The following is an 11,523-nucleotide window of genomic DNA, read 5'->3' on the forward strand; positions in this document are numbered from 1 at the left end:
CCCTTTTTTTTGGCGTGTGGGCGGTGCGCCGCCGGTCAGTGCAGCGAGCGCAGCAGGTTGGCCAGCTCCACCGCCGACTTGACCTGCATCTTGTCGAACACGCGCGAGCGGTGCACCTCCACCGTGCGCACGCTGATGTCCAGCTGGTCGGCGATGAGCTTGTTGGGCAGGCCCTCCACCACCAGGCGCATCACGTCGCGCTCGCGCTCGGTCAGCTCGGCCACGCGGTCCTGCAGCTGGTGCTGGGCGCGGCGCTCCTGCAGGTGGCTGGCCGACTGGGCCAGCGCGGCCTGGATGCGGTCCACCAGCAGGTTGTCGGAGAAGGGCTTCTCGCAGAAGTCGAAGGCGCCGCGCTTGACGGTGGCCACCGCCGTGGGCACGTCGGCATGGCCGGTAAGGAAGATCACCGGCATGGAAGCGATGTCGCCGCGCTCGGCCAGCTGGTCGAAGAGCGCCAGGCCGCTCATGCCGGGCATGCGCACGTCCAGCAGCAGGCAGCAGGGCTGGCGCTGGGGCGGGCGCGTCTGCAGCATGGCGGCGAACGATTCGGCGCTGTCGTAGGACTCGCTGGGCACGCGGCGCGAGCGCAGCAGCCAGGCCAGCGCCTCGCGCACGCCCGCGTCGTCGTCGACGATGTACACGGTGGCGTTGGAGACAGGTTCCATGGGTCAGGGGGTGGGGGTCGGCTCGGAAAGGGAGGCTGCGGCCGCCGCTTCGGCCGGGGCCGCGGGCAGCGTGAAGGTGAACACCGTACCACGGGGCTCGCGCCGCGCATGGCCCAGGAAGCCGCCGTGCTGCTCGACCACCGTGCGGCACAGCGACAGCCCCAGGCCCATGCCCTCGGCGCGGGTGGTGAAGAACGGGGTGAAGAGCTGCGCGGCGACGTCCTCCGGAATGCCCACGCCGCAGTCGGCCACGGTGAATTCGATCCAGCCGCGGCTGGCGTTGGACGCGGCGCGCGCCACGCGCAGCTCCAGCACACGGGGGTGGATGCGGGCGTCGTCCATGGCCTGCATGGCGTTGCGCGCCAGGTTGAGCAGCACCTGCTCGACCATGGTGCGGTCGCACAGCGCGGCGGGCAGGCCCGCCTCGATGGTCACCTGCACCTGCACGCCCAGCTTGCGGGCCTGCAGGCGGATGAGCGGCATCACGGCGTCGAGCAGCGCCTGCGTGGTGACCACCTCGCGGCTCTGGTCGCGCCGGCGCACGAAGTCATGCACGCTCTTGATGACGCGGCCGGCGCGCTCGGCCTGCTGGGCGATGCGCTGCATGGCGGTGCGCACCTCGCGCAGGTCGCCGCGCAGGGGCTCGGGCAGCGGCGGCTGGTGCGGCGGCCCGGCCGCGCCGTCGGCCACCGGCTCCAGCAGGTTGAGCGAACCGCTGGCATAGCTGGAGATGGCCGCCAGCGGCTGGTTGAGCTCGTGGCTCAGCAGCGAGGCCATCTCGCCCACGGTGGCCAGGCGGGCGGTGGCCTGCAGCCGGTCGTGCGAGGTGCGCGAGAGCTCCTCCACCCGGCGCTGCTCGCTCACGTCGAGGAACGAGCCCATCCAGCCGGTGTGCAGGCCCTGGGCGTTGATGAGCGGCGCCTCGTAGATCATCACCGGAAAGCGCGTGCCGTCACGCCGCATGAAGACCGATTCGTAGCCCTCGCGCGGCGGCACCTGCTGGCCCGAGAGGCGCACCTGCTGGCGGGCGCCGTATTCCTGCGCCAGCTCGGGCGGCCAGTAGGGCAGCGGCGCGCCCTGGCCCACCAGCTCCTGCGCGGTGAAGCCCACCATGTCGCAGAACGACGGGTTGACGTAGGTGATGCGGCCCTGCAGGTCGCGCGCGCGCAGGCCGATGACCAGCGAGTCCTCCATCGCCTTGCGAAAGGCCAGCGCGTCGCCCAGGTCGCGCTCGGCGCGCAGGCGCCGCCGGTTGTCGCGCACCAGCACCACCAGCACGGTCACCAGGGCCACCGACATGGCCGTCACCAGCGCCGTGAGCACGTTGGGGAACACGCTGGGCGCGCTGTGCCAGCTGCCCATGCGCAGCATCAGCGCCGTGCCCGGCAGGTCCAGCAGCTGCTGGGCCTGGAACATGCGCGAGCCGCGCCGCGTGGCGCCCACCATGGCCAGCCGCGTGCCGTCGGGTTCGGTGAAGGACACCTCCTGCCCGCGCTGCAGGCTGGTGGCGACCACGTCCACCAGCACGTTCTGCAGCGCGTAGGTGGCCGTGAGGAAGCCGGTGTAGTGGCCGTTGTCCAGCAGCGGCACGCACAGCTCCATCATCTCGGAGCCCATGCCGTCCCTCTGCGGCTGGAAGTAGCTGCCCGAATACGAGGCCGCGCCGATGCGCCGCGCATTGGCGCAGGCGAGCGCGATGTCGGACTGCGCGGTCGCCCGCGCCTCGGGCTCCGTCTGGATGACGCGGTAGGGCGTCTCGACGTGCGCGCGCACGCGCAGCTGCGTGTCGCGCCACTCCACGCGCACCAGCTCGCGCCGCAGGCTCAGCAGGCCCGAGGCGCGGTGCTCCCACGAGGCCAGGTCGGGGTCGCCCGCCTGCAGCGCCTGCAGGCTCTGCAGGTTGTGGCTGAAAGCGGTGCGGATGTCGGCCACCGCGTCGGCCGTGTCGCGTTCGAGCTTGCTCTGCACCTGGCTGGCTTCATAGCGCCCGGCCAGCCAGACCAGCGTGACGAGCATGGCGGCCACCAGGCCGACCAGCAGCGTCCAGAGCGACCAGCGACGCCAGGCGCTGTGCCAGCGGCGCCACGGCTGCCGGCTGGCGGGCTCGGTGGCGGCGGCGGGGTCGGCAGGGGCGGACGGGGCCGTCACTGCAGCACGCGGTGATCGAGCGCCGGCAGTTGCTGGCGCACCTGCCGCAGGTAGGCGGCGTCGAGCTCGCCGCAGACCACGCCCGCGCCTTCGGCGCGCTGCGCCAGCACGGCGCCCCACGGGTCCACCAGCATGCTGTGGCCCCAGGTGCGGCGGCCGGTTTCGTGCGTGCCGCCCTGCGCGGGCGCCAGCACGTACGCCAGGTTCTCGACGGCGCGGGCGCGCAGCAGCACCTCCCAGTGCGCCTGGCCGGTGGTGTGGGTGAAGGCGCTGGGCACCAGCAGCAGCTCGGCGCCGGCCCGCGCATGCTGGCGGTACAGCTCGGGAAAGCGCAGGTCGTAGCAGACCGACAGGCCCACGCGCCACACCGTGCCGTCGCGCGCGGTGAGGTCGAAGCGCGCGGTCTCGGCGCCGGCTTCGATCACGTGGGCTTCATCGAAGCGCTCGCGCCCGTTGTCGAAGCGGAACAGGTGGATCTTGTCGTAGCGCGCCACGCGTTCGCCCGAGGGGCTGAACGCCAGGCTGGTGTTGCGCACCTGGGTGGCGCTGTCCGACTGCAGCGGCAGGGTGCCGCCCACGACCCAGAGGCCCAGCTCGCGCGCGGCCGTGGAGAGCATGCGCTGCAGCGGCCCGTCGCCGAGCGGCTCGCGCAGCGCCAGCTTGTCGGTGTCGCGCGCGCCCATGAAGCCGAAGTATTCGGGCAGCACGGCCAGTTCCGCCCCCTGGGCGGCGGCTTCTTCGAGCAGGCGGCTGGCCTGGGCCATGTTGTCGTCGAGGCGCGGGCCCGAGACCATCTGCAATGCAGCGACTTTCATGAGGCGTCTCCGGAGGGCGTGGCGGTGGAGGGCGAGGCGTCCGGCTTGTCGCCCGGGGCGGCCGGGCGGCGGCGGGTCATGCGCTCGATGCGCGGGTCGTCCCAGGTGCCGTCGATGTGGAACTGCTGCGTGGCCGCCTGGATGAGCGGGCCGCGCAGGAACACCTGCGCCAGGAAGCTGCCCAGCCCGATGACCGGGTTGATGGCGGTGGCGACGAGCGAGGCGGTCATGGCGTTGATCTCGGGCACCACCACCACGTGCAGGTCCTGCGTCTCACGGGCGATGTCGGCCCGCCCTTCCATCAGCACGGCGGCGTTCACGCCTTTCATCTGCAGGTTGTTGGTGATGGCCACGCCCTGCTCGATGCGCACGTCGCCGCGCACGAAGTCGAACGCGAAGCCTTCGCTGAACACGTCGCGGAAGTCGAGCGTGAGCCGGCGCGGCAGCGACTGCAGGCTGAGCACGCTCAGGAGCTTGGCGAGGCCCGGCTCGGCCTTGAGGAACTGGCCCGACGCCATGTCCAGGTGCACCAGGCCGGACATGGTGGGGTAGTCGGGGCTGATGGGCGCGCCCGTCCAGGCCACCTGCCCGTCCAGCCGGCCCTGGCCCCGGCGCAGCACGCCGTCCATGCCGAAGCGGGCCAGCAGCTCGCCGGAGTCGCGGATGTCGAGGCGGAAGTTCATCACCGTGCGCCGCACCGGCTCGGCCGTGCCCGGGGCGGGTACGCGCGCCCAGCTGCCGCTGGAGGTGAAGGTCGCCTCGGGCGCCACCAGGTTGAACTTGGCGAGCTGCCATTCGCGCGCGCTGCCCTCCCCCCGGTTCTGCGCCTCGATCTCGATGCGCCCCAGTCGCCGCCCGCGCAGCTCGAAGTCCTGCACCACGATGTCGAGCGAGGGCAGCGCGCCGGGCTGCGGGGAGTCGCCCAGCAGCATGTCGTCCACCTGCGTGGCGGCGGCCTGCGGGATGGCCAGGCGCGAGAGGCGCACGAAGAGCTGGCCCTGCGACGCCTCGGCGCCGGTGCCCGCGCCCTGCCGGTATTCGACATAGCCGTTCAGTTCCGCCGCGTCGATGTTGGCGCGCCAGGTGTCGCCGTCGCGGGAGCCGCCCGCGACCACGCGGTGCAGCGTGCGCCCCTGCCGGGTGATGGTGTCCGCCCGCAGGGCGATCGTCGTGGGCAGGTAGTCCTGCATGGCGGCCGCGGGCGTGGCCTCGGCAGCGGCGGGCGCAGGGGCGGCCGGCGCGGCCGGGGACGCTGCATGGGTGGCGCTGCCGGCGGGGGCGCTGCCGGCCGGCTCCAGCAGCCGGGCCTGCCAGGCATCGACGTCCACCTGGTGCAGGTGCACGTTGGCGGCCACGCCCGTGGCGGGCAGGGGGGGTGTTTCCTCCGGCCCCAGGCCCAGGGCGATGGCGCCGCGCAGCACGCGCGGCTCAGGCCCGCTCACGTCGCGCACGTAGCGCACCGAGCCGACGCCGCCCAGGTCCACCACCAGCTCGTCGTGCAGCGGCCCGGCGGCGGCCGATTCCGGCGTGAGCCGGTTCTGGAAGCGCACCGGCAGGGCGGTTTCGGCCGGCTTGCCCAGCGGCGCGGGCGCGGCCAGCGCCATGCCCTGCAGGCTGGTGGAGACCTGCACTTCTGGCACGCCGCGCCGCACGCCCACCGCCACGCTGTACGGCGTGCTGCCCGATGCGCTGCGCGCGATCTTCGCCAGCGCGCCCAGCTCGCTCGCCTGCTGCAGCCCCTGGGCGGTGGCCACGCCTTCCGCCCGCACTTCCACCACCGAGGCGCTGCCGGGCGTGTTGGCGGCCGGCCGCATGCCGCCGTCGAAGCGCACGTTGCCGCCCAGCGCACGGCCCTGCACGCCGGCCAGGGTGAAGCCGCTCTCGGTGAACTGCACCGCGCCCTGGGCGCCTTCGACCAGCGGCGTCTGGGGCGTGAAGCGCACGTCGTTGCCGGCGAGCGTGACGGCGCCCCGCACCCTGGACGCATCCATGTGCTCGACCGGCAGGCTCAGGTCGAGCTGCAGCGCGCCCGGCCCCGTGGCCGTGGCCTGGTCCAGCGCGCCGCCCGTCAGCTCGCCGATGTGCGAGGTGCGCACCAGCGCCAGCATGTCGGCCAGCGGCCCGCGCACCTCGGCCGACACGCCGACCACCGTGTGCGCCAGGTTGGGAATGCGCACGCTCACCCGCTGCGCCCGCACCTGCGGGCTGCCGACGAACGTGCCGGTGGCGTTGCGCACGCTCATGCTGGCGCGATCGAAGATCAGCTCGCCCTCCAGCCCGGTAAGGGCCGGCCACGGCAGCTGCGGGGTGTGCTGCAGCGACGGTGGCACGTAGGCATAGGTCACGCCGCGCACCTTCGCCGCGATGCGGAATTCGCCCTGGCCCGGCTGCTCGAACGGCATGTGGTGCAGGTCGCCCTTGACGCGGAACTGCACCTGGCTGGCGGTGCCCGCCGTGACGGCGTCGCGCACGTAGTGGCGCGTGGCCTGCGGAATGACCTGGGGCAGATAGCGATGCACCCGCGTGCCGTCGGCGCGTTGCAGCGTGCCCGACAGGTCGAGCACGCCGGGCGCATGGCCCAGGTCGTCGGTGTGCCAATGGGCCCGCGCCTCGCCCGCCGCGTCGGCATTGGCGAAGCGCACGTCGCTGGCCTGCACCGCCAGGCGCTGCCCGTCGCGCTGCCAGCGCACGGCCGCGCCCAGCTGCTGCACGGGCACCAGCGGGTCTTCAAACACGCCGGGCAGCAGCAGGGCGCCATCGGCCACCGCCAGCGTGGCGTTGCCGCCGGCCTGGTTCAGATCGAATTCGACCGTGGCGCCGCGCACGCCCGGCACGCGCGCGGCGGCCACCTCGGCCGCGCCGGCGGGCGCCGCCAGCGCCAGGCCCGAGACCTTGCCGCGCGCCTGGTATTGCTGCGGCGCCGCCAGCGGGCCGCGCCAGCTGGCCTGCACGGCCTCGACCATGCCTTCGGGCGCGTAGGTGGAAAGCGCCCGGTGCGCCGCGTCGTCCAGGGGCAGGCGGCTGGCGATGTCGGCCAGCGCGGCCAGGTCCAGCCGGTCGGCCTGCAGCTCGCCATGGTCCTGCCCGGCCGTATCGCCGTGGGTGTGGCGCAGCGTCAGGTTGCCGCCGGGCCAGCGCAGGCCGTCGGCGGTGAGGAACTGCAGGCCCTGCGTGGACACCTCGAACCCGTCTTCGAAGCGCCGCCCGCCGATACGGCCGGCCACGGTGCGCAGCGCCAGCGGCTGCAACTGCGCGCCCAGCGTGGTGCTGACGCCCGCCAGCGCCACGTCGGCCGTGCCGCCCGACAGCTGGCCGCGCTGCACGTCGGCCCAGGCCCGCACGGCGCCGTGGCCGCCGGTCACGCGCGCGCCCACGTCCACGTACTGGTTCAGGCGCGACACGTCCACCCGCGTGAACTCGGCAAAGAGCTGGCCGCTCCACTGCTGCCAGGCGCCGCTGTGCGTGGCCAGCAGCGGGGCGCGGAACTGCCCGCGCAGGCTGAAGCGATCGCCCCACTCGGGCGGCGGCGTGGCGTCCAGCCGCAGCGCGTGGCGCCAGCGGCCGTTGCGCAGCACCAGGTCGACGTCGCTCAGCGCCAGCGGCGGGGCGGGGCGCAGCGCGTCGCTCCAGCGAACCGTGCCGCCGCGAATGGCCAGCTCGGGCTGCGAGAAGAGCCAGTCCGCGCCCTCGCTGCTGGCTGCGGCAGCGGTATCGCCGTCACTGCCGCCCAACGCCAGGCCGGCGACGAAGATGCGGCCGTCCGCTTCGCGGCGCACGTCCAGCTCGGCGCCTTCTATATACAGCTGCTCGAAGCCGCGCTTGAGCAGGGAACGCGGCGACACGGTGGCGACCACGCGCGGCAGGCGCAGCGCCGGGCGGCCCTCGGCGTCCAGCAGGGCGACGTCGCCCAGCTCGATGGCGGGCAGCAATCCGTTGGAGCGCGCGCTGAGCGAGCCGATCCGCACGGGAACCCCCAGGGCCCGTCCGGCATGGCTTTCCAGCTGCGGACGGTATTCGCCGATTCGCGGCACAATCCAGCCATGAAGCACGCCCCACGCGGCTGCCAGCGCGACACCGAAGGCCAGCAGCAGCCCCAGCGACCACCGAGCGAACACCGCGACGCATGTCAGAAGACGTGTGGGGCGTGGTGGCGTCTCGGCGTTCATGGCGGGTGTTGTCGGTGCCAGGAATTATGACCCGCGCCCTCCCCCCGGGTTCGCGGCCGGAGCGTGTCGTTGTGTACGACGGCACGCCTTCCCGCACGGCCCCGACGCCCCTTCGCTCCGCTCTCTGACACCCTCCTCCATGCAGCCGTCTCCGCCACCCGCCGGCCCGGGCATCGCCGACCATTCGCGCTTCCTGCAGCGGCTGCACCGCCGCTATGCGGACGAATTCCCCCTGCTGCCGGCGGGCCTTCCCACCCGCGACACCATGGCCGAGGCGCTGGACGCGCTGGCGGCCCGTGGCTATGACACCGGCGCCGCGCTGCGCATCCTGCGCCAGCTGGTGCTGGAGCGGCTGATCCGGCTCGACTGCGAGCAGCAGGCGCCGCTGGAGGACGTGACCCGCGCCATGACCTGGCTGGCCGAGCTGGCGCTGGACCGCGCCTGCGTGCAGGCTCGCGCCGAGCTGGATGCGCGCCACGGCGCGCCGCAGGGCCCCGGCGGCGGCCCGGTGGAGCTGTGGATCATCGGCATGGGCAAGCTGGGCGCGCGCGAGCTGAACGTCTCCAGCGACATCGACCTGATCTACGTGTACGAGCACGACGGCGAGACCGCCGGCAACGCCGAGGGGCGCGGGCGCATCTCGCACCACGAATACTTCGGCCAGGCGGTCAAGGCCATCTACAGCCTGGTGGGCGACACCACCGAGCACGGCTTCGTCTTTCGCGTCGACCTGGCGCTGCGGCCCAATGGCAACTCCGGCCCCGCCGCCGTGTCGCTGGCCGCGTTGGAGGAATACCTGCAGGTGCAGGGCCGCGAGTGGGAGCGCTTCGCCTGGCTCAAGAGCCGCGTGGTGGCGCCGCGCGAATCCGTCATCGGCGAGCCCGTGCAGGCGCTGCGCGGCGTGGTGCTGCCGTTCGTCTTCCGCCGCTATCTGGACTACAGCGTGTTCGACGCGCTGCGCTCGCTGCACCGCCAGATCCGCGACCATGCCGCCAAGCGCAGCGCCGGCCACCCCGAGCGCGCCAACGACGTGAAGCTCTCCCGCGGCGGCATCCGAGAGATCGAATTCATCGTGCAACTGCTGCAGGTGGTGCGCGGCGGGCAGTTCCCCGAGCTGCGCTGCCGCCCCACGCTGGAGGCGCTGCAGCGCATCGCCCGCGCCGGCCTCATGCCTACGGCAACGGCCGATGCGCTGGCCGCGGCCTACACCTTCCTGCGGCAGGTGGAGCACCGCATCCAGTACCTGGACGATCAGCAGACCCACGTGCTGCCCACCCGCGACGACGACCTGGCCTGGATCGCCCAGACCCTGGCCTTAAGCAGCTGCGCCTTCCTGCACCAGCTGGACGCGCACCGCGAACTGGTGGCGCAGGAGTTCGACACCCTGCTGGGCGGCGCCGGCAAGAAGCAGTGCAGCAAGGGCGGCTGCGGCGGCCCGCGTGCCGGCACGCCCGCCCCGCCCGAGCTGGAGACCGTGCTCGGCCAGTTGCCGCCCAACGTGCGCGCCCGCGTGGCCGAGTGGCGCACGCACCCGCGCGTGCAGGGCCTGAGCGACGAGTCGCGCGACCGCCTGCTGCGGCTGGTGCAGCGCACCGCCCGCTGGCTGGCCGACGGCCAGGTCAACGAAGACGCGGTGGTGCGCCTCGTCGGCTGGCTCGAATCGCTGCTGCGGCGCGACGTGTACCTGGCGCTGCTGCTGGAGCGCCCCACGGTGCACGAACATCTCTTGCACCTACTGGGCGCCGCGCAGTGGCCGGCCCGCTACATGCTGCAGCACCCCGGCGTGATCGACGAGCTGGCGGGCGAGGCCCTGCTGTCCGAACGCTTCGTGCCCGAAGACTTCGAGCACGAGCTGGCGCTGCGCATCGCCTCGCTGCAGACCACGGGCGAGGACGACGACGAGACGCTGCTGAACCTGCTGCGCCGCGCCCACCATGCCGAGACCTTCCGCACCCTGGCGCGCGACGTGGAGCGCCGCATCACCGTCGAGCAGGTGGCCGACGACCTCTCGGCCCTGGCCGACAGCGTGCTGCGCGTGACCGCCCGCTGGTGCTGGAGCCGCCTGAAGAACCGCCACCGCGAAGTGCCGCAATTCGCCATCATCGGCTACGGCAAGCTGGGCGGCAAAGAGCTGGGCTACGGCAGCGATCTGGACATCGTCTTCGTGTTCGACGACGACGACGACCGCGCCCCCGAGGTCTATTCGGCCTTCGTGCGCAAGCTCATCAACTGGCTGACGGTGAAGACCGCCGAGGGCGACCTGTTCGAGATCGACACCGCCCTGCGGCCCAACGGCAATTCCGGCCTGCTGGTGACCAGCTTCACCGCCTACGCCAACTACCAGGAGCGGCGTGGCAGCAACACCGCCTGGACCTGGGAACACCAGGCCATGACGCGCGCCCGCTTCCTGCTGGGCACCGAGGACCTCGCGCCGCCCGGCACGCTGCCGCCGCTGCCCCTGGGCGACGGCGCGGCCCTGGTCGGCACCGGCCGCCATCTGCAGGGGCGCTTCGACGCCGTGCGCGAAGCCGTCATCACCGCGCCGCGCGACCCCGCCTCGCTGCGCGAGGAGATCGTCACCATGCGCGAACGCGTGCGCGCCGCGCACCCGGTGCCGGCCGGCCAGTTCGACGTGAAGCACAGCGTGGGCGGCATGGTGGACGTCGAGTTCGCCATCCAGTACCTGGTGCTGTCGCAGTCGGCCGACCACCCCAGCCTGCGCGAGAACCGCGGCAACATCACCCTGCTGCGGCGCGCCGAGGACGCGGGCTTTCTGCCCGAGGGCGTGGGCACCGCCGCCGCCACCGCCTACCGCACCCTGCGCCAGGTGCAGCACCGCGCCCGCCTGAACGAGCAGCCCACCCGCGTGGACCCGGCCACACTGCAGGCCGAGCGCGAGGCGGTGCTGGCGCTGTGGCGGGCAGTGTTCGGCGGCTGATTTCGACGGGGATTCAAGCCCAATCCGGCTCCAGCGCTTGATCCACAAGCGCCTCCAGCTATTGAATTGATAGCGAACTGGTCACTATCCCAGGGGCGGGTGGCCGGCCATCGGCGCTGCGCCGTCTCGTGGGCCCAGCCAGCCTTGCCCGGTCTCTGTGAGCCCGCATGCGCGCAAACCGCATATCCATGCGCGGAAACCTTCGCACCGCGAAAGCGCCGACGGGTCTTAAATCCCTCCATCAGCCCGCCGCGACGGTCGCGCCGGGCCCTGGAACCAGGAAGCAAGGAACCCGACCCATGACCCGCCCCTTCAAAGTCGTCGGCCGTCTCCGGCAACGTGCAGCGCCCCTCCCGCACCCTGGTGCTGGTCGAGGAGCTGATCGCCGCGATCGGCGACGTGCTGCCCATCGAGGCGCACACCATCGAACTGGGCCGCTGGCGCCGCAGATCGGCGGCGCCTCTACCGCAGCCAGCTGCCCGCCAGCGTGGACGCGGAACTCGCCGCCATCGAATCGGCCGACCTGCTCATCGTGGCCAGCCCCGTCTATCGCGGCGCCTACACCGGCCTCTTCAAGCATTTGTTCGACTTCGTGCACCAGGACGCCCTGATCGACGTGCCCGTGCTGCTGGCCGCCACCGGCGGCAGCGACCGCCACGCGCTGGTGATCGACCACCAGCTGCGCCCGCTGTTCAGCTTCTTCCAGGCGCGCACGCTGCCCATCGGCGTGTACGCGTCGGAGCAGGACTTCACGGGCTACGCCGTCGGCAGCGCGAGGTTGAAGGCGCGCA

The 11,523-nt window shown here is 72.9% G+C and carries 5 protein-coding genes and 1 pseudogene; 2 read left to right on the plus strand and 4 right to left on the minus strand.

What is annotated here, in order from left to right:
* Window positions 1-35: 35 nt before the first annotated feature.
* Genes ABWV53_RS05125 through ABWV53_RS05140 form a run of 4 tightly spaced genes read right to left on the minus strand, consistent with a single transcriptional unit; the run spans window position 36 to window position 7,794 of the window.
* On the minus strand, window positions 36-665 hold the full coding sequence (locus ABWV53_RS05125; protein ID WP_353363602.1) for a response regulator transcription factor: 630 nt from the start codon (window positions 663-665) through the stop codon (window positions 36-38).
* A gap of 3 nt (window positions 666-668) precedes the next feature.
* A complete protein-coding gene (locus tag ABWV53_RS05130) occupies window positions 669-2,813 on the minus strand; it encodes a two-component system sensor histidine kinase NtrB (RefSeq protein ID WP_502903831.1) in 2,145 nt (714 codons plus the stop codon).
* Window positions 2,810-3,628, minus strand: a complete 819-nt coding sequence (locus ABWV53_RS05135) for a carbon-nitrogen hydrolase family protein (protein ID WP_353363604.1) — start codon at window positions 3,626-3,628, stop codon at window positions 2,810-2,812. Before ABWV53_RS05135 ends, ABWV53_RS05130 begins: the two co-directional genes overlap by 4 nt.
* Window positions 3,625-7,794: a YhdP family protein gene (locus tag ABWV53_RS05140; protein ID WP_353363606.1), complete on the minus strand. Its 4,170-nt coding sequence runs from the start codon at window positions 7,792-7,794 to the stop codon at window positions 3,625-3,627. Before ABWV53_RS05140 ends, ABWV53_RS05135 begins: the two co-directional genes overlap by 4 nt.
* 139 nt (window positions 7,795-7,933) lie before the next feature.
* On the opposite strand from ABWV53_RS05140, the gene glnE reads away from it, so the two are divergent.
* Entirely contained in the window at window positions 7,934-10,732 is a 2,799-nt protein-coding gene (gene glnE / locus ABWV53_RS05145) for a bifunctional [glutamate--ammonia ligase]-adenylyl-L-tyrosine phosphorylase/[glutamate--ammonia-ligase] adenylyltransferase (protein WP_353363609.1), read from the plus strand.
* A 299-nt stretch (window positions 10,733-11,031) separates the two neighbouring features.
* A pseudogene (gene msuE / locus ABWV53_RS05150) lies at window positions 11,032-11,523 on the plus strand (FMN reductase); the annotation flags it as partial.

Origin of the sequence: Acidovorax sp. FG27 (assembly GCF_040365715.1) — a bacterium.
Classification (GTDB): domain Bacteria; phylum Pseudomonadota; class Gammaproteobacteria; order Burkholderiales; family Burkholderiaceae_C; genus Paracidovorax.